This is a genomic window from Oribacterium sp. WCC10, assembly GCF_900113415.1.
Taxonomy (GTDB): domain Bacteria; phylum Bacillota; class Clostridia; order Lachnospirales; family Lachnospiraceae; genus Oribacterium.
This window is the reverse complement of the sequence record NZ_FOPH01000018.1, coordinates 55,144-74,854: the sequence shown is the minus strand read 5'-3', so window position 1 is coordinate 74,854 and position 19,711 is coordinate 55,144. Positions and strand designations below refer to the sequence as shown.

Sequence of the window (19,711 nt, the reverse complement as noted above, 5' to 3'; positions counted from 1 at the left end):
GGAATGGTGTAGAAACGATTCCGGCATCATTAAGGAAAAGGCATAATGCTGATAAAATGCCTGTAAGAGGTCTGATAAGGAATAGGCATTTCTTCGGTTTTAAAGTTGCAGCACTAAATACGATTAAGCTAATCAAATATATGGTTAGCTTGGATAAGTGTGTCCAATTAGCATAAGGAATGGAAATAGGATGCTAATAATCCTCTGATTTTAGGTACGCATGTGCATCTGAAATCGTATTTTTTATAAAAAAGATAGTGTATTAAGTTTTCAAGGAACAATATATCGAAAATGGATGTGATATAAACGTCCATTTGTCGGGCGACTCATAGTATAGGTGAGACCTCATTATGGGGTCTCTTTTTCTTTGATTTTTGTATATTTTTGTATAAAAACATAAATGTAGATAACAAAAAAGTCATTGTTATGATAGTATAGAGAAACGCTAGGATTATTATGGATATAAATGCGGACAGGCTGCATTATCTTTATTAAAAATTGCTCTGAACAGGCAGTTTAATGTTGAGTTAATAAACTTGGAGGTTTTTTTATATGTTGGAATTGCAAAACATCTCTTTTCAGGTAGATGATGAGGGTCAGGATAAAGAGATCATCAGGGATATATCATTGACCATTCCTGATAACAAACTGGTGGTTATCACCGGACCTAACGGCGGAGGTAAATCAACTCTTGCGAAGATTATTGCAGGAATAGAGAAGCCCACCGGCGGAAAGATTCTTTTCAACGGAGAGGATATCACAGATCTTTCCATCACTGATCGTGCTAAGAAAGGTATAGGTTTTGCATTCCAGCAGCCGGTAAGATTTAAGGGAATACAGGTATTCGACCTTATCAAACTTGCTACAGGAAAGAATATTTCCATTGCCAATGCATGTAACTATCTTGCAGAGGTTGGCCTTTGTGCAAGAGATTACATCAATCGTGAAGTAAACAGCAGTCTCTCGGGTGGTGAGCTGAAGAGAATCGAGATTGCAACCGTTCTTGCAAAGGCTTCGAAGCTTTCTGTTTTCGATGAGCCTGAGGCTGGTATAGATCTTTGGAGCTTCCAGAATCTTATCGAGGTATTCCAGAGAATGAGAAAGGATATCGGAGACAGTTCCATCCTTATCATTTCTCATCAGGAGAGAATCCTTAATATCGCAGATGAGATTATTGTTCTGAAAAATGGTCAGCTTGTGAAGCGCGGTACAAAGGACGAAGTCCTTCCTGAACTTATGGGAACAACTTCAGCGATGCCTGAATGCAGAAAAATCGAGCAGGTAAGGGAGGCAAATCAGAATGCTTAAATTAGACGAGATTCAGAAGAGACTTTTAAAGGAGGTTGCAGACCTTCATAAGGTACCGGAGGGTGCCTACAATATTCGTTCTAATGGACAGTCTGCAGGACGTGTCTCCACAGAGAATATTGAGATTATTCCAAGAGAAGACGGACAGGGACTTACAGTTCGTATCAAGCCGGGAACAAAGAACGAGAGTGTTCATATCCCTGTTGTTATGACTCAGACAGGATTAAAGGAAGTTGTGTACAATGACTTCTACGTTGGGGAGGGTGCCGATGTAACTATAGTTGCAGGCTGTGGTATCGATAACTGTGGTTCACAGGATTCAGAGCATGACGGTATCCACCGTTTCTTTGTTGGAAAGAATGCAAAGGTACGTTATGTTGAGAAGCATTACGGATCAGGTGAAGGAAGCGGTAAGAGAATCCTCAATCCGGGAACAGAGGTTTACCAGGAGGAAGGCAGCTCTGTTGAGATGGAGATGGTTCAGATAAAGGGTGTTGACGATACAAACAGAACCACAACTGCCGAGCTCGCAGCAGGTGCAAAGCTTGTTGTCAGAGAGCGTCTCATGACACACGGCGACCAGAAGGCTCTCAGTACATATGTTGTCAGCATGAATGGAGAAGGATCAAGCGCAGATGTGGTTTCCAGATCTGTAGCGAGAGATACTTCATACCAGAAGTTCGATGCAAAGCTTGTCGGAAATGCAGCATGTTCAGGTCATACAGAGTGTGATTCCATCATCATGGATAAGGGTAAGATTCTTGCAGTTCCTGCTCTTGAGGCCAATGATCTCGATGCAGCGCTTGTGCATGAGGCTGCTATCGGAAAGATCGCCGGTGATCAGATCATCAAGCTTATGACCCTCGGACTTACTGAGGCTGAGGCTGAGGAACAGATCATAAACGGTTTTTTGAAGTAAGTGCTTTCCTATACTTGAATAATTCGAATCCTGAGGTATCCATTTAATACCGAGACGCTTCGTCGGAAAAATGTCAAATCTACTCCCTAAGTGACTCTAAGTCCTGGCCAATATCAGAGTTTTCCTTATGAAAACTCTGACTTGACCAGGAATCCAATGAGAAGAAACTAAGAGCCACTAATGGAGTAGATTATGATTTTTCATGACTCAGCTTAACGTCATTAAATGGATACTCTCAGGATCTGAGCTGTATATAACGGTTAAATATTACATGTAAAACCTGATTGAAAAAGACAGATCTGAACTAAGATTTCAGTTCTGTCTTTTTTGCTGCTTTATAACTATTATCGTATATTTACCCGGACTGATGAATTCGCAGTGTTTCAAGGCTTCTGAATCAAAATTAAGTCCGGCTGATTAATGAACGTTCTATTATATTTTGTTTCTTCTTCGGTATTCGGTGGGTGTCATCCCGTATTTCTTTTTGAATAGTTTGACAAAATAATTTGCGTCATCTATTCCGACACTATTGCTTATTTCCTGAACAGTAGAGGATGTTGAAGCCAGAAGAGTGGCGGCCTGTTTCAATCGGTAGTCATTCAGGAAGTTTATGGGTGTTGTCTTATATTCCTTTTTAAAAACCGATATAAGGTAATTCTTTGACACTGAAAGAGTGTCCGCCATTGTATCAAGACTGATGGGATGATAATATTCATGACGAAGATAGTACACCGCACTTTGGGCAAGGGCGGAATGATTTTCGTCATTGTGTTCGAGGATTGCCCGGCAGAAATTCTGTACAAGTTCCTCTTTGGCTTTTAATATCTCTGATGTGGTTTTTGCAGTCATGGTTTTTCTTGTATTCTCGGAAGAAATCCTATCGGCAATGATGGCAGGAAGTCCGGCCCGTATTGCGGCCAGTCTCGCTGTGGTTCTGGTGATGGCTGCTCCGATACGTTCATTTTCCATTGTGGTTCCGATTTTTTTGAGATATGAAACATCATGCTGCATATTTTCAAGATTCATAAGTGCAGATCTTGCATTTCCGGCTTCGATATTCTCTATGAAATGCTGCTCAAAAGTATAACGCCTTTCCAGCATGGTCATATAGTAGGGACGGTCTGCCTGAACACTCATTTCCATTTCTTCAGGAGTGGATGAATTGATATATTCACCGGAATAGTCATCGTGTTTAATGAAGGACAGAACTCCGGAATCGGTGCTGTATACATGAAGGAGAGATGCGACGATGCTTTTTATATCCTCTTCTGTGATTATGGGAAATGTTTCATGATAGTGAAGGTAGTCAGCAACAGTTATTTCTGTTGCATTAAGAGCATGAAGAAGATTCTCGCTATCCTTTTTTGTAAGTATGTTTTGACGGAATGGCCCTGCTACGAATGAACAGCCGTTGATTCGAAATATAGCCAGGCATATCATCAGACGATCTTCGCAAATATGAACCGAAAAATCGTCGTTAGTCTTACAGAGAGTATCAAGTGTATCCGGATACAGATACTTTTGCATTGAATGAACTCTGTGTGTCTTACAGAAGTTTGTGAGATCCGGGAACTCTGTGATTTTAATGATATTAAGATGATAAAGTGTTTTTATAAGTTCCATTCCGGAATTCAGTGCGGAATCGGAACAGTTTTTTTCAATATTATTTTTCATATATGTTTCTATATTTTTTCCAAAAGTTAGTAAATGCTGAAGGACAGTATTTGCATGAACTAAAAAACACTTATTAACTCAGTGTTTCTTTAGAGTTTACGGCGTCGGAGAATGGAGTTTCAAAGGAAAGCAATGCTTTGTCCGTACCCATTCGCATCGAAAACCCGACCAGGAAAACGATTCAACCTGTGTTTTTCTTACGCTCTCTTCCGGGAATACGAAGGAAAATGTAGTAATATAATACTATATAGAATTATATATTACTATCCTAAGGATCATACTTTCTGTTATATTGCTTTTTGTAAAAAACAAGTCTTGTTATAGCCGTTTGCATGTGAAGGGCCATTCCGGTGTCGGCGAAGAAAAGAAAACACAATGGATATTTTCATTCCCAAGAATGGAGTTTATGAAATGGAAAGCGTAACAAAAACGAATTATCAGAAGTATATGAAAGAGAACGGAATACATAATGTTCCTGTATGGAGAATCATAGGTTTTTCCGGTGGAAATATGGCTGTAAACCTTTATATGGGTCTCACAATGATTATGTCATATTATCTCAACGGTTATGTTGGTATGGCGGTAGTGCTGGCCTCCAGCTTTTCAACCATTATGCGTTTGTGGGATGGTGTCACGGATCCTATGGTAGGTTTCGTTGTAGATAAGTTCAAGGAAAACAGCAAGATCGGAAAGACCAGACTTTGTCTTTTGCTCGGAGGCATTCTTCTGTTTGTGAACAGTTTTCTTATGTTCAACGTTACGGATAAACTTCCGGAAGGAGCCATCAGACCGGTATTTTTCATTATATTCACATTGATTTATTACATCGGATATACCTTCCTGAATATCAGTGCCCATGTGGGTAATGTCTGTCTCACCAACGATCCTGCTCAGCGTCCCATACTTTCAGTTGTGGGAACAGTTCTTGTTAGAGTCATGAGAGCAGTTATGCAGATGGTGGTTGCAGCGCTTGCGGTTAAGCATGGTTCACTTGGAAGTGCCGGTCTTTTCCATGAATACTGGCTCATAGTTGCAGTCATCGCTTCAATAGGTATTGCTGTCGCGTACATTTCCATCACACCAAAAGATATCGCTATTTTCTCAGAGACAAGCACAAAGAAAAAGCCTGAGATCAAATTCTCAGATTATGTGGATGTACTCACTCACAACCGCCCTCTTCAGATGATGATAGTTACAAGGGCCACAGACATGCTGGCTAATACATGTAAGACCAGTGCTATAACATTGGTACTTTACGGAATAGTTGCAGGTAACTACAAGCTTTCCGGTGGATGGACCATGTATACAACGGTTATAGGTCTTGTGATGATGACACTTGGTATCGGTGCAATAGGTGCAAAGTTTGGACTTAAGAAAGCGATGCAGATGGGGTCATGGGGCGTTATCGTCATGGACGCTATAGCAATTCTTATCTGGATGCTGCTTGATCCGAAGACACTGAACCTTCCTGGCTTCACAAACGGATATGGTCAGGATTTCAACGGACTTACAACATTTACAGTACTGCTTTTCATTGTGACTGTTGTAGGCGGTGGTTTCCAGATGATTACAAGTTCCATCATACCTCCGATGATTGCAGATGTTAATGACTACGAGGCTTCAAGAACCGGAAAGTATATCCCCGGTATGGTGGGAACGCTGTTTTCGTTCATGGATAAGCTTATCTCATCCTTTGGTCCGCTGCTTGTAGGAGTCGGCTTTGCGGCCATCGGCTTTGCGGATAAATTCCCGGATCTTGACACACCGTACAGCCCCCAGCTTTTTGCCATAGCGATGCTTTTCTATTATGGACTTGAGTTTATCGGAGCAGTGTTTAATGTAGTCGCAATGAAGTTCTATGATCTTTCTCCTGAAAAGATGAAGGAGGTCGAGGAAAAGATATATAAGATGAGGAATGCAGCATGATAAGAATTCCTTTAAATAAGGATTGGACTTTCAAACGTATAGAGGGACTGAAGATTTCTGATGTGAGATCGGAAATCAGAATAACGGATATTACTGATGGCGGCAAATATTCAGGAATTGATGGTTCTGAACTAGGTTCATTAACAGCAGAAAAGGCTGATTTATTTCCGGAAGAAAAAGAAATAACCGGAAAATCGGAAGAAAAATATACAACCGGGAAAAATAAAGTATGTGTATTATCAGCAGTTAAGAGCGAGGTTATCAACCTGCCCCATAGCTGGTATACGGATGACGATCAGTACAGAGGTCTCACCTTATATGAAAAGGAAGTTACTGTGGATCCGGAGTGGAGAGAGGGAGGGAAATGTCTGTTCATAGACATTCCTGCCGCAGATCAGCACGCAATGGTTTATGCGGATGACATATTTCTTACTGAGCATAAGGGCGGTTACAGTGCTTTCCGCGCAGAAGTACCTTTAGACTGCCTCAAAAAGCAGTCTTTCCTTCTTCGTATTTTCCTGACAAATGAGAAGAATGATGTCATTTCTCCTCTTGCGGGAGACTTTACAATCTATGGAGGACTGTATCGCGGTGTTAATCTTATAGTGACAGAGAAATCACATTTTGATTACATGTACTATGGTACAAACGGAGTCATTGCGAGAACTGAAATGAAGGACGGGGATGGGGTGATAGTTGTTGAATCCCATGCTGTGGCATCGGAAAAAGCGAAGATAAGATATACTGTGTCGCTCTGGGACAGATGCTGTGACAACAGTGATAGTATCACGGACAGTAATTCCTCTGATAAATCGTTTGGGATAGAAACAGAAACGAAGGTTTCAAAAAAGAATCATACTGATGTGACACGGCAATATATCGATCAAGGTGATGATTGTAATTATTCCGGTCGGAATCAGGACAACGGGAATGATAAAGGTTTTGTAAAGGATTTAGAGGTTTTATGTGAAGAACATAATGCCGGTGAAAATGTTCAGTTTCATGTTAAATCTCCGCTGCTATGGGATGGCAAAAAGTTTGAGAGTGAACTTTCAAACTTTTTTGATGGGTCAGATATTAGCTCTGATAAATCCGGATTGTGCCTGAACTATGGAGGTAAAAATGTAAATCTTTATACATTAAAAGCTGAACTTATAGAGGACGGCAGTGTTGTTGATACAGTCAGTGTTCGTTTAGGTTTCAGATTCTTCCGGATGGATTCTGAGAGCGGTTTTTATCTTAATGGTCGTAATGTCAGGATCAACGGTGTCGCAAGGCATCAGGATGCTGCGGAGATTTTCAATACGACTAAGGATGAAGATATTAACCGTGACTTTGAACTCATCGATGAGATAGGTGCCAATGCTGTGCGCCTTTCACATTATCAGCATCCGCAGCATACCTATGACCTCTGCGATGAAAAGGGCTATATAGTCTGGGCTGAGATTCCCATGCTGAAGATGCCTGATTCCGAAGAAGTTTTTGAAAATGCAGAGCAGCAGCTTAAGGAGCTTATCCTTCAGAACATTCATCATCCGAGTATTTTCTTCTGGGGTATACAGAATGAAATCGGCATGTTCCGTGATACGGCATTTATGCATGATGAGCTCCGAAAGATGCGGGATATGGCAAAAGAGCTTGATCCTTCAAGACTTGTGACTGCCGCAAATCTCTATACAGTTAAGTTCAGGAGTGAACTGAATAACGTGACCGATATGATAGGTTACAATGTTTACTTCGGCTGGTACTACGGTGAGATGCAGGATTACGATAAGTATCTTGACAGATTCCATGAGGAGCGCCCGGATATGCCTCTCGGAATGAGCGAATACGGAGTAGATGCCAATGTAGAGCTTCATTCAGAGGAACCTAAGATTCGCGACTATTCAGAAGAGTATCAGGCGCTTTATCATGAGACAGTATATCCGATATTTGAGAGCAAGAGTTACCTTTGGGGAAGCTTTGTCTGGAACATGTTCGATTTCGGAAGTGCTCTTCGTAAGGAAGGCGGTACAGAGAACAGAAACCAGAAGGGACTTGTGACCTTTGACAGAAAGATAAAGAAGGATGCATTTTACTACTATAAGGCAAAATGGTCGAAGGAGCCTTTTGTACATATCTGCTCAAAAAGATTCAAAAACAGAGCTAAGGATGAAATCGATATAAAGGTATACACTAATCTTCATGAGGTTACACTGGAGCTTGACGGGGAAGTAACAGATAAAGGTAACAATTCCGGAAACGGAGTTGTTGTGTTCAGAAAAGTTCATCTAAATGAAGGTGAGAATAGAGTAAGAGTTATAGGAGTATCGGGTAATGAAAGAAATGATGGACTTAATTGTGCTTCAGTGAAATGTGAAAGGGTGTATTCTGAAGGAAAAATTAAGGTAAGTGGAATCTTAGATGCATGTGAAAATAAAGTAGAAACCCAAATGAATGAGATGCCTGTCTCAGATGAGTGTATCTTTGTCAGAGTATCAGAAGAGGACAATTCATATACACTTCCTGACAGCGGTGCCGGACAGGCAGTTAAGAACTGGTTTCTAGCCGGAGATTCAGTGGTTAGGGAAGGGTACTATTCCATAGAAGATACAGCCAATGATCTTCTGGAGAATCGTGCAACACGTGATGTTCTGGAAGTTTTTATGCCCGGTCTTGTGAAGAAGATGACGGAAAAAGACATTATCCCGCTGGGACTTTCATTAAAAAGTATACTTAGCAGAAATTCAGGAGACATAGACCAGAAAGCTCTGAATACGGAGCTTAATAAGATTCCGGTGTCATAGGTCTTACAAGAGCCCTTGCACTTGAGTTTGCAGGAAGAGGCGTTCGTGCCAATGCCATCGCTCCCGGTATGATCATGACAGATATGCTTCGTGGAGTTAATCAGGATGAGCTTAATGCACTTGCAGCAACTATTCCTGAGGGCTATATCGGTGATGTTTCCGATATAGCAGGTGCTTTGGAGTACATCCTTAAGGCATCATATCTTACAGGGCAGGTTATCTCACCTAACGGTGGATTTGTACTTCAGTGATTGCTTTTCGGTGCTCAGGATATAATTAATAACATTAAGAGTTCTACATTGTGAATGTTGGATATCAATACCTGATTGCTCATGCAGAACTATAAAGGGGCTGTCGCTCTGGATCAGATTATCATCAAAATCCGGACAACAGTCCCTGTTGCTTATAACCATACCTACAATTCAAATGTTTTTAATTCTATAGATTTTTATCATTTCCTGATAGTTTTTAACACATCCAAAAACTTTCCAAGTTTTTCCTCCGATACATGCTGCATCACAACGATATGAGACAGGGCACCTCCGCGTCTTTCGTCGAAATCGGGGGATAGATGGAAATTGGCAGCTATCTCCTCAGGAGGGCGTTTGAAGTAAACTGTGTTAGACATGGGCGCGAGCCATGCGGGCCATCCGATCTTATCAAACTGATCTTTGAGCCAGCGGGCTCTCTTAAGCATTCCCTCTGCCTGGGCGGAGAATTCCTCTTTTGTGGTGTGGTTGATGATCCACCAGAACTTAAGAGGTGACAGTGCGGAGCGGGAGCAGTTTATCATAGGCATGCTGGCATTAAGATAGGATATCTCGTAAGGATTCTGGTTCTGCTTGACATCCATGGATGTAATGAACATACCTGCCGGTTCATCCATGCCAAAGAATTTGTGCCCGCTTATGGCTATAGAATCAAATGGCTGAATCTTTCTGTTGATGATATCCCTATACTCTGTGAACGGAATATATCCGCCGAAAAGAGCGGCATCCAGGTGACGGTACACACTTATCTCAGGGTGCTTTGCCAGGATGGCATTCAGTGCAGCCTGATCATCGATTCCTCCTTTAAAAGTAGTTCCCATAGCATATACCATAAGTGCAGGTTTGTCGGGAACAAGTGCCTTTTCAAATTCTTCGGTAATCATGCATCCCTTAACATCTGCCGGAATGATCCGGAGTTCCAGATTCTGAAGATCAGCAAGTCTCTTACTTGAATAGTGGGCTTCCTCGGAAACATACAGAATCGGGTTCTTCTGAGTTTTTTTCTTTAAGTAGTTTGCTCCGAAATATATACCATGATTGTTGCCATCGGTACCGCTGAAGGTTACGATTCCCCAGGTATCACCGGGATCAAATCCGTATAAAGGAGCGAAATATTCGATGACCTCTCTTTCAAAATCCAGTGTGTTGAGGATTTCATCACCATGGTTAAAGGGGTCACCGGCATTGTTTATCATGGAAAGATTGAAGCCGCTTCCGTAGAGCCATTTATAGAAGCCTACAAGCTGGCTTTTCTGGTTGATTGGAAATCCGAGAAAACGGGATTTTTTCATCATGACATCACCGGCATATTCATCAAGACGCGCTTCTGCCGGATCAAAATCCAATTCTTTTTTAGGGTCAGTACTCATGTCTTTATCCTCCATGAGATGAGAAGACAGCATAGATGCTGCACAGGGTGGTGGTTAGTAACATTAACAGGAACAATATATGTTTATTATATAATCGGAGTTTAAAATACATTTAATAAGCAAGTTGCTTTTTTGATAATTCAAAAAATGATGATTAGGGATGTCATTTATTCATGATAAGTTAACAGTAGAACCCGGAATTCATGCTGAATAACAGCTTGATATACAGTGTTATGTAAATTAGAATAAGGATTATCGTAATTAAACGCCGGTTATTGGATCCTTTAGGGGTTAAAGATAGCCGGCGATTTTCTGCAGAAAAGCCATGGTTAGACTTTTCTATATGGACCGAATATTACATACCATATATAACATGGGTAAACATTAATTATCATTTTCTATATGCAGCAACTATGTTACCGGTTTTAACAGCTTTAGATGGAGACGAGACATTATGACGAGAACAGAACAGCAGTACAAAAGAATGACAGAGACACCTATCCCAAGACTTATTACATTGTTGGCGATACCCACCATGATATCCATGCTGATAACCAATATTTACAATGTGGTGGATACAGCTTTCGTGGGAACTCTCGGAACCTCAGCCAGCGGTGCGGTGGGAGTTGTATTTGGCTTTATGGCCATCATTCAGGCATTCGGATTTTTGTTCGGACAGGGAGGTGGAAGCATTATCTCCCGTATGCTTGGGGACAGGCAGCCGGAGAAAGCATCTGAAACCGCATCAACTGCTTTTTTCTGTTCTCTTTTCATGGGATTCGTTATAACAGTATTTGGTTTCTTTACACTGGATTCTTTGGTCAGATGGCTCGGAAGTACCGAAACCATAGCTCCATTCGCCAAAACTTATATAGGGTACATTCTTTTTGCGGCTCCATTCATGACCACGAGCTTCACCATGAACAGTATCCTTAGATATGAGGGAAAGGCATCCCTCGGTATGGTGGGACTCTTGGTGGGAAGTATTCTGAACATCGGCGGAGATTATTTCTTCATGATGATACTCAATATGGGTATCGCCGGTGCCGGTCTTTCCACCTGCATAGGACAGATCATAAGCTGGGGCATACTGCTTTCAATGTTTTTCTCAGGGCGCACTACATAGAGAATTTCTATACGTAATTTCCTGATGAAGCGACAGGTTCAGAAAGGTAAGACTACAGAAAAACTGATGATATGCATTAACACAGTGCTTCTCAGCGAAATCGTTCTAACCGGTATCCCCAGCCTTTTACGCCAGATTCTCAATAGTTTCACAACTATCCTTCTTAATGTTTTGTCATCGGTTTACGGAGATGAAGTTGTTGCGGCAATGAGTATAGTAAACCGTATAGTATTTTTCGTCTTTTCCATGGCGCTTGGAGTGGGACAGGGATTTCAACCGGTTTGTTCCTTTAATTACGGAGCTAAAAAGTTTGATCGTGTCAGAAAAGCTATATGGTTTACAGCTGCACTTGGTATGATTTTTATACTTATTGCTATTGCTGCCACACTGCAGTTCCCGGATGAGATCATAAGAATATTCCGTGATGACCCTGCTGTTGTAAATGTTGCCCACAGAGCATTGGTTCTTCAGATGCTCCTGCTTCCGACATTGCCGCTTTCAGTTGTGACTGAGATGACATATCAGTGTACAGGAAAGAAGGGTGGAGCTGCACTTCTTTCATCTCTTCGAAGCGGATTTATATTTATGCCGGCCTTGTATATCCTCGCACATACGAGAGGTGTGGCCGGAATACAGGAGGCACAGCCTGTGGCATACGGTCTTTCATTTTTTGTTTCGCTTATGTTTTTTATTATGTATATGAAGAAACTGCCAAGGGAGACGGATATCGATACCATGAAGAAGACAGCGGTATGATAAATCATATAGTTTATTTACGTAAACAAGACATCGCAAAAGCGGCGTCTTGTTTTTTACCATTACAATCATTCTTTAATACAGACTCGACTTTATCCGTTTTTTAGTGCATTATAATACCCGTTGAGTTTACAGGAGGATACTAATTTGACTTTAAAAGAATTAGAGACAGGAAAGACAGCCACTATAGAACGTATCGGTGGTGAAGGTGCGTTAAGACAGCACTTTCTTGATATGGGACTGATACCCGGAGTGGATGTGACACTTATAAAATATGCCCCAATGGGTGATCCTATGGAGCTTCGCGTGGCGGGGTACGAATTGACTATTCGTCTCGCAGATGCAGAAAAGATAGATATCGGAAACGTGAGAAGCGGAGAATCTCAGGATGTAAACATTAAGACAAATCTCATCAAAGACATCCCTCACCCGTCTCTCGGCGAAGAAGCAGATGTTCATGAATACTATGTAGAGCACAAGGGAAAAGAGGCCCGAACAGGAAAGCTGACATTCGCACTTGTGGGAAACCAGAACTGCGGAAAGACGACATTATTCAATCAGCTGACCGGAGCCAACCAGCACGTCGGCAATTTCCCGGGTGTGACCGTAGACAGAAAAAGCGGTCCCATAAAAGGCTATCCGGATACAGAAGTTGTGGATCTTCCGGGAATTTATTCTCTTTCACCATACACCAGTGAAGAGGTGGTTTCCAGACAGTTCGTCCTGGAGGAGAAACCTTCAGCTATCATCAATATCGTTGATGCCACAAACATTGAACGAAATCTGTACCTGACCATGCAGCTCCTGGAGCTTGATATACCGATGGTCATCGCGCTAAATATGATGGATGAAATGGCAGGGAACGGCGGTACTGTCAATGTAAACCTCCTCGAGCAGCTTCTGCAGGTACCGGTTATTCCCATTTCCGCCGCAAAGAATCAGGGGATAAAGGAGCTTGTTGAACATTCGCTGCATATCGCCAGATATAATGAGACTCCCGGAAGAAAAGACTTCTGCGGAAAGGATGATCATGGCGGTGCAGTTCATCGTGCCATACATGCTGTCATGAGTATGATCGAGGATCACGCAGAAAAGGCTGAAATCCCCATCAGATTTGCTGCAAGCAAGATGATAGAGGGAGACATTCTGGTAAAAGAAGCACTTGGTCTTCATGAACATGATGCCGCAGCCCTTGAGAACATTGTTTCACAGATGGAGGAAGAGCGTGGTCTTGACAGAGCGGCAGCCATCGCCGACATGCGTTTTACTTTCATCTATAGCATTTGCAATCAGACTGTGGTTAAGCCTAAGGAAAGCAAGGAGCATGCCAGAAGCCGTAAGCTTGATGAATTTTTCTCAGGTAAGTGGACTGCTATACCGGCCTTCATTGTCATCATGGGACTGGTGTTTTTCCTGACTTTCAATGTTATCGGAGCATTTTTCCAGAGTATACTTGAAACACTTATCGGATACCTTACAGATATAGTTGATTCAGCATTGACTGTGGCTAATGTTTCCGCCCCTATTCATTCGCTGGTGATTGATGCCATATTTGAGGGCGTAGGTTCCGTGCTTAGTTTCCTGCCTATCATTGTGATCCTCTACTTCTTCCTGTCAATGCTGGAAGACAGCGGTTATATGGCGAGAGTTGCATTTTTTATGGATAAGCTGCTCAGAAAGCTGGGACTTTCCGGCAGAAGTATAGTGCCAATGCTTATCGGATTCGGCTGCAGTGTTCCGGCCGTTATGGCGGCGAGAACGCTTCCATCTGACAGAGACAGAAAGATGACGAGACTTCTGATACCGTTTATGAGCTGTAGTGCAAAGATGCCGATATATGCATTTTTTGCAGCGGCTTTCTTCCCAAAGTATGCAGCCCTTGTGACTATCGCTTTGTACCTTATAGGTATAGTAATGTCTATTGTGGTGGCTCTCATAGGAAAGAAAACCGTATTTTCAGGTGAAGCCGTACCGTTTGTAATGGAACTTCCCAACTACAGACTTCCGGGATTCAAAAACGTCGTAATGCTAATGTGGGATAAAGCCAAGGATTTCCTTCAGAGAGCCTTTACGGTGATTTTCCTTGGAACGATTGCAGTGTGGTTCCTGAAGAATTTTGATCCGGGATTTAACCTTGTAACAGATTCCGAAGATAGTATTCTGGCAGTTCTTGCCGGCGGCATCGCACCTTTGTTTGCGCCTCTCGGATTTGGAGACTGGAAAACAGTAACTTCACTGATTTCAGGATTCCTGGCAAAAGAAAGTGTAGTTTCCATGCTCACCGTGCTTTATGGAGGTACTGAGGGTCTCAGATCCCAGATGAGCGGCCTTACGGCCTTTGTTTTCCTGGTATTCTGCCTGCTATATACTCCTTGTGTGGCGGCAATTGCATCAGTGAAGCAGGAGTCCGGTGGCAAAGCCGCTCTTTTGACTGTTATATTCCAATGCCTAGTCGCTTGGGTGGTGGCCTTCATTGTGAGAATAATAGGGCTTGCGATAGGATTTTGATAAGCCAATCAGGACCAGTCTTTAGAGGAAACGTTACATTATTGTCAATCTGTTTGTTTTTTTATAGATACCTGAAGGATTTTTACTTTCAGCTACATTTAAGCATTATCGGTTAAAATCCGTCTGTCAAATTCTTAAATACAGGAAAAAGGAGAATCGTAATGTCAATAGATTTTTCACTTAGTATGGCAGCGGCAGCCACACCGCTGTCTTAAGCAAGGTATCCTGAAATCAGGAAGAATTAAGGTATTAACCTGGAATCTGTTACATTAGTTCGTGGAAAAGTAAAAATAAGACATAAGACACAGGGACGGGGATATAGAGTCGGTAAAATGACACTATATCCCCGTTTCTGATTTTCATATCAGACTTTATTTATCTTTAGGGAAACACTTTAATCAGAGTTTCCTTAGTGATTGAGTTATTTTAAGAACAGATATTGCCGAAATATGGTATGTAGCGTGTAAGTTTGCGTATTTATTGTTTTATGGGAATGGTGTGAATATGCATTCTATAAAGACAAAAATCATCGCCGAAACAATAGGTGCCATCATTATCACCATGGTGATTGCATTGTTTTTCGGCGTTACTGCAATAAAAAATCTCGGAATGAGCAGTTCTGAGCAGATGCTCCTTCTGTTATGTGATTCCGGAAGAAAAAATTTGGATTTTTATCTTGGTAGTGTGGAGCAGGAGGTAAAGACGGTTTCTGCCTATGTGGAATCCGATCTTAAGGGACTTGATGATGAACACCTGAAGGAACATGTGGGAAGGGTGAAGAAGTTTTTCAAGAAAACACTTTACCGTACCAATGGCGTCATGACCTTTTATTACCGCATTGATCCGGAAGTATCCCAAAATGTCAAAGGCTTCTGGTATATCAATACAGATGGTGAAGGGTTCAAAGAGAGCAAGGTGACAGATATAACACAATATGATACGGAGGATACCTCAAAACTTGTGTGGTTTACTGTTCCGAAGACAACCGGTAAACCTACATGGCTTACTCCGTACTTCACAGACAATCTGGGTGTGAGAGTCATATCCTACAATATACCGGTCTTTTTTGAAGGCAGATTCGTGGGGGTTATCGGCATAGAACTGGATACCACTTTCATAGCCGCTCAGGTCAGAAACATTACACTGTATGAACACGGACGGGCTTTCATAAGCGATTCTAATGGCTACATCGTATATCACCCATTGATGAATAATCTGACGAGAGAAAAACAGGAGCGTATTCCCGACGGGTTTTTATCCGGAGACAAAATCATAAATTACGAATACGAAGGCGAAAAAATGATTGCGGTGTGTCTCCCGTTGATAAACGGAGACAGTCTCAATGTTTCAGTGCCATTCAGAGAGATAGAAGCGAGCTGGCATAAGTGGATAAATATTATCGTTTCAGTGTTTGTGCTTTTATTGGTCATATTTATCGTTTTCATAATGAATTACACAAGTCGTATTACAAAACCGCTTCAGGATCTGACTAATGCAGCAGAGCAGCTGGACAGAGGCGACTATGATTTTTCTTTGGATTATAAGGGTAATGATGAGATAGGATTGCTGACGCGTACATTTAACCGTACTTCGGCCAATCTCAAGAGGTATATCACTGATCTGAATGACATGGCTTATGCAGATGCATTGACATCACTTCGAAATAAAGGTGCATTTGATATCTACATGAGCAATATTCAAAGCAAAATCGAAAGTGGTGAGATTCAGGAATTCGCCGTATGTATCTTTGATTGCAACAATCTAAAGACCATAAATGATAAATTTGGTCATGATAAGGGTGATATCTATCTGAAGAAATCAGCAGAACTTATATGTCGGGTTTTTGAACATTGTCCTGTATTCAGAATAGGCGGTGATGAATTTGCCGCGATACTTCAGAAAAATGAATTTAAAAAACGTATGGAACTTGTAAGTCTATTTGATGCGAAATGCAGAGAAATCAGAGACAGTGATACGGAAGCCTGGGAAAAAACAAATGTGGCAAGAGGCCTGGCAGATTATGATCCCGGTGAGGATGAGTCCGTAAATGATGTGATCCGTCACGCAGATAAGAATATGTATGAAAATAAGTGGCAGAGCAAAAGAGGAGAATTGTAACCACGTATTGTAAATAATAGTGGATAGTCAAAGGAACCGGAGATGGGAAATCTACGGTTCCTTTAGTATGTTTCTTATGATTTAATTTATTCAACTCCGTATAATGTACAAGAGGTGATGTATGCAACTGATAAACACTGATAAATATATCAATCTACTGCGTGAAGAGTTGGACAGGGTTGGGGTTCCATGTACAGTAGAAGGACCATTTCCCAAAAGGTTGCCAAAACATGAACTGCCTGAAAAATAATATTTTTTAATAGCAATTAGAAAGATTAATCTATGAAACAGAATGACAAGAGAGTAATAGACAGATTTATAGAACTTGCGTTGGTAGACGGAGAATCATTTAATGAACGAATGGTTGCTGACTATCTTGTGGCGGAGTTTCAAAAGCTGGGAATAAAGCTTTGCGAGGATGATACAGCCGGTAAGATTGGAGGTAACTGCGGAAATCTATATGGATTTGCGGAGGGGCGGGGAAAGTATGCAGATTCTGAGCCTATTCTGTTCTGTGCACATATGGACACCGTAGCTCCGGGTAATAATAAAAAGATCATACTAAATGATGATGGAACCATCACAAGCGACCATACTACTGTCCTGGGGGCAGATGACAGGGTTGGTATAGCAGGTATTATCGAGGCATACACTGAAGTCTTGGAGGAAGAGCTGGATCATCCGCCAATAGAGTTTCTGTTTACAGTGGCAGAAGAGGTTTACGGTCTTGGAAGTGCAGCTCTTGATTATTCAAAGATTCGTTCCAGGATAGCTTTTGCTCCTGACTGCAGCGGAGAATACGGAGTCTATTCATCCTGCGAACCGACCCTCATTTCATTCGAAGTACATATAAAGGGCAAGGCCTCTCACGCAGGTTATGAGCCCGAAAAGGGAATAAATGCGATCGCAGTAGCTGCAGCTGCAATCAGCAGAATAAAGCAGGGATGGGCGGATGATCACACAACGCTGAATATCGGTACTATTGAAGGTGGAAGTGTGACCAACGCTGTTCCGGAAAACTGCCTCATAAAAGGTGAGATAAGAAGCGGTGTCCATGAAGATGCATATCAGACAATGGAATATGTGGAAAGCGTTTTTTCTGAAGAGGCGAAGAGTGCAGGTGCAGAGCTTTGTATAGATAAAAAAGAAAGAATCACCGTATACAGGAAAGATCCCGAAGCCCGGGCGGGAAGTGCTTTGGATAGGTATAAAAGAGCTTTAGGGAAGCAGGGCAGGGAAACATTGGCGAAGAAGTCCTATGGCGGAAGTGATATAAATTCTCTGATAAAACACGGGATGGACGGTCTTAATATATACGGTCCTATGTATAACATACATACAACTGAGGAATATACAACTGTTCAGGAAATAGTCAGCTTCGCAGAACTGCTTAAGATTCTTATGGTTCTGGATTGGACAGAATGATTGGGATATAGTTATCTTTCTTCCTGCTCTTTCTTCTTAATAGCTTGTCTAATTAAATATACATTGCAAAGTACGGATCTGAAGAAGACAAAAAGAGAATGGAAGATTTGTGTCAGCAGGTTATCGATACTTATAGAGAGCTGCTTAATGAGAATAGCTGGGCTTCGGATGAAGTTAAGAAAAAAGCCATTGAAAAACTGGATAAGATAGCCATTCATGCCGCTTACCCGGATAAATTCAGAGACACTTCCGATATTGATATTTCTGATTGTTCACTTATTGAAGCTACCAGGCGCATCTGGATGGCTGAGACAAAGCATGATATGAGTTGTTTAGGCCAAAACCTTGATAAGGACATGTGGGCAGAAGGCTTTAATATTTTAACTTGCAATGCCGGGTATGATCCGTCTGCCAACACTATTAACATGATCATAGGAATGATGGGAGAAACTTTCTATTCAAGTGATATGGACGTGGAAGAGATGTACGCCTCAATTGGAGCATTCTGGGTGGGACATGAAGTGTCACATGCTTTTGATCTGGTGATCCATCAGCCGGAGCATTATTTTGGCAGAAAAGCTCTGACTGAGTATATCCATGATTTGTATTAAGTTATAGCAACCAACAAAGAAAGGGGGAAAATTATGATTTCAATTATCAGTTTTGTTCTGTGTTTAATCATTATTGGTATTCTTTACAGGAATATGATTGCCTGGGAAGGAGACTATCGGATTTCAAGAGGACAGGCTTTGCTGCCGGTGTTTCTTGGGCTTTTATCTGTGCCGATTTCATTTATTTTCGCTTTAATAATTGGGTTGTGCTTCAGGTCGGTAACCGGGTTTGCTCCTTCAGAGGGACCGGCATTACTTGCCAGTTTCAACCATGCGCTTTTCTCAGCGGCTATGAGTGAAGAGCTCGCAAAACTACTCATTACACTTATTGTATTATGCATTTTTAGAAAAAAAATGAGAAATATATATGAATATATGCTGATAGCAGGTGCTGTCGGATTCGGATTTACTCTTATAGAAGATTTTGTATATAGTCTCGGGGTTTCGGGTCTTGTGATGAGACTGCCGAATATAACATTGCATGTGATGCTTGGGCTTGCCATGGGAAGGCATCTTGGACTTGCCAGATATAACAAAGTAACAGGCAGTGGGTCTGTAATAAAAGAATATCTTCTTGCATATTTTATCCCTGTATTCTGTCATGCTGTTTTTGACTTTTTTGCTGCAAACAAGCTAATACATGCCGGGGATGATGTAGAGGTTGTGACAGCAGAAATACAGAGATCTGTACATATTGGGGTTGGTATGGTGTTAATTGCGGTAATTCCGGTATTTATATTTCAGATATACTTATTCAAACGCCTTAAGAAAAACGCATCAAATCTTGTTGCTCTTTCCTTTACAGATGCTGGAAGTACGGAACAGGAGAACACTAATGCTTAAAAAGTATATTGAATTTATGAAAAGATCACCGCTGATAACTGCTGCACTCTGTATAGTATACGTGGTTGTGTG

At 41.6% G+C, this 19,711-nt stretch carries 14 protein-coding genes; 12 read left to right on the top strand and 2 right to left on the bottom strand.

The features are described 5' to 3' along the window. Nucleotides 1-552: 552 nt before the first annotated feature. Both BM294_RS12490 and BM294_RS12485 read left to right on the top strand, forming a co-directional pair. Nucleotides 553-1,308 carry an ABC transporter ATP-binding protein gene (locus BM294_RS12490; RefSeq protein WP_091208867.1) on the top strand — a complete coding sequence of 252 codons (756 nt, stop codon included), beginning with the start codon at nt 553-555 and terminating at the stop codon, nt 1,306-1,308. After that, nucleotides 1,301-2,227: a SufB/SufD family protein gene (locus tag BM294_RS12485; protein ID WP_091208864.1), complete on the top strand. Its 927-nt coding sequence runs from the start codon at nt 1,301-1,303 to the stop codon at nt 2,225-2,227. The genes BM294_RS12490 and BM294_RS12485 overlap by 8 nt, the downstream gene beginning before the upstream one ends. A gap of 432 nt (nt 2,228-2,659) precedes the next feature. On the opposite strand, the gene BM294_RS12480 is transcribed toward BM294_RS12485, so the two are convergent. Beyond that, complete coding sequence (locus tag BM294_RS12480; protein WP_091208860.1) at nt 2,660-3,901, bottom strand: AraC family transcriptional regulator; 1,242 nt, start codon at nt 3,899-3,901, stop codon at nt 2,660-2,662. Between the two features lie 411 nt (nt 3,902-4,312). Between BM294_RS12480 and BM294_RS12475 the strand changes: the two genes are divergently transcribed. Genes BM294_RS12475 through BM294_RS12465 form a run of 3 tightly spaced genes read left to right on the top strand, consistent with a single transcriptional unit; the run spans nt 4,313 to nt 8,864 of the window. Next, nucleotides 4,313-5,827 carry an MFS transporter gene (locus BM294_RS12475; RefSeq protein ID WP_175494676.1) on the top strand — a complete coding sequence of 505 codons (1,515 nt, stop codon included), beginning with the start codon at nt 4,313-4,315 and terminating at the stop codon, nt 5,825-5,827. Then, nucleotides 5,824-8,613, top strand: coding sequence for a glycoside hydrolase family 2 protein (locus BM294_RS12470; protein WP_091208856.1), 2,790 nt, complete (start codon nt 5,824-5,826; stop codon nt 8,611-8,613). The genes BM294_RS12475 and BM294_RS12470 overlap by 4 nt, the downstream gene beginning before the upstream one ends. Next, nucleotides 8,610-8,864 (top strand): SDR family oxidoreductase, encoded by a 255-nt coding sequence (locus tag BM294_RS12465; protein ID WP_207648061.1) that lies wholly within the window; start codon nt 8,610-8,612, stop codon nt 8,862-8,864. The genes BM294_RS12470 and BM294_RS12465 overlap by 4 nt, the downstream gene beginning before the upstream one ends. Nucleotides 8,865-9,064: 200 nt before the next feature. Here BM294_RS12465 and BM294_RS12460 read toward each other — a convergent pair whose 3' ends face one another. Then, complete coding sequence (locus BM294_RS12460) at nt 9,065-10,252, bottom strand: pyridoxal-dependent decarboxylase (protein WP_175494675.1); 1,188 nt, start codon at nt 10,250-10,252, stop codon at nt 9,065-9,067. A gap of 454 nt (nt 10,253-10,706) precedes the next feature. Here BM294_RS12460 and BM294_RS16375 point away from each other — a divergent pair, with 454 nt between their 5' ends. From BM294_RS16375 to BM294_RS12430, 7 genes are all read left to right on the top strand, one after another. Further along, nucleotides 10,707-11,378, top strand: a complete 672-nt coding sequence (locus BM294_RS16375) for an MATE family efflux transporter (protein WP_242944531.1) — start codon at nt 10,707-10,709, stop codon at nt 11,376-11,378. Nucleotides 11,379-11,402: 24 nt separating this feature from the next. Next, on the top strand, nt 11,403-12,134 hold the full coding sequence (locus BM294_RS16370; protein ID WP_242944530.1) for an MATE family efflux transporter: 732 nt from the start codon (nt 11,403-11,405) through the stop codon (nt 12,132-12,134). A gap of 147 nt (nt 12,135-12,281) precedes the next feature. Beyond that, nucleotides 12,282-14,642, top strand: coding sequence for a ferrous iron transport protein B (gene feoB / locus BM294_RS12450; protein WP_091208849.1), 2,361 nt, complete (start codon nt 12,282-12,284; stop codon nt 14,640-14,642). Between the two features lie 504 nt (nt 14,643-15,146). After that, nucleotides 15,147-16,760 (top strand): sensor domain-containing diguanylate cyclase, encoded by a 1,614-nt coding sequence (locus tag BM294_RS12445; RefSeq protein WP_091208846.1) that lies wholly within the window; start codon nt 15,147-15,149, stop codon nt 16,758-16,760. A gap of 282 nt (nt 16,761-17,042) precedes the next feature. Then, the gene (locus BM294_RS12440) at nt 17,043-18,185 is read left to right on the top strand and encodes a M20/M25/M40 family metallo-hydrolase (RefSeq protein WP_034444456.1); all 1,143 of its coding nucleotides are present in this window, start codon (nt 17,043-17,045) and stop codon (nt 18,183-18,185) included. Between the two features lie 56 nt (nt 18,186-18,241). Continuing rightward, a complete protein-coding gene (locus BM294_RS12435; protein ID WP_330389879.1) occupies nt 18,242-18,796 on the top strand; it encodes a M13-type metalloendopeptidase in 555 nt (184 codons plus the stop codon). 33 nt (nt 18,797-18,829) lie between these two features. Then, entirely contained in the window at nt 18,830-19,639 is an 810-nt protein-coding gene (locus BM294_RS12430; protein ID WP_091208841.1) for a PrsW family glutamic-type intramembrane protease, read from the top strand. The last annotated feature ends 72 nt before the right edge of the window (nt 19,640-19,711 follow it).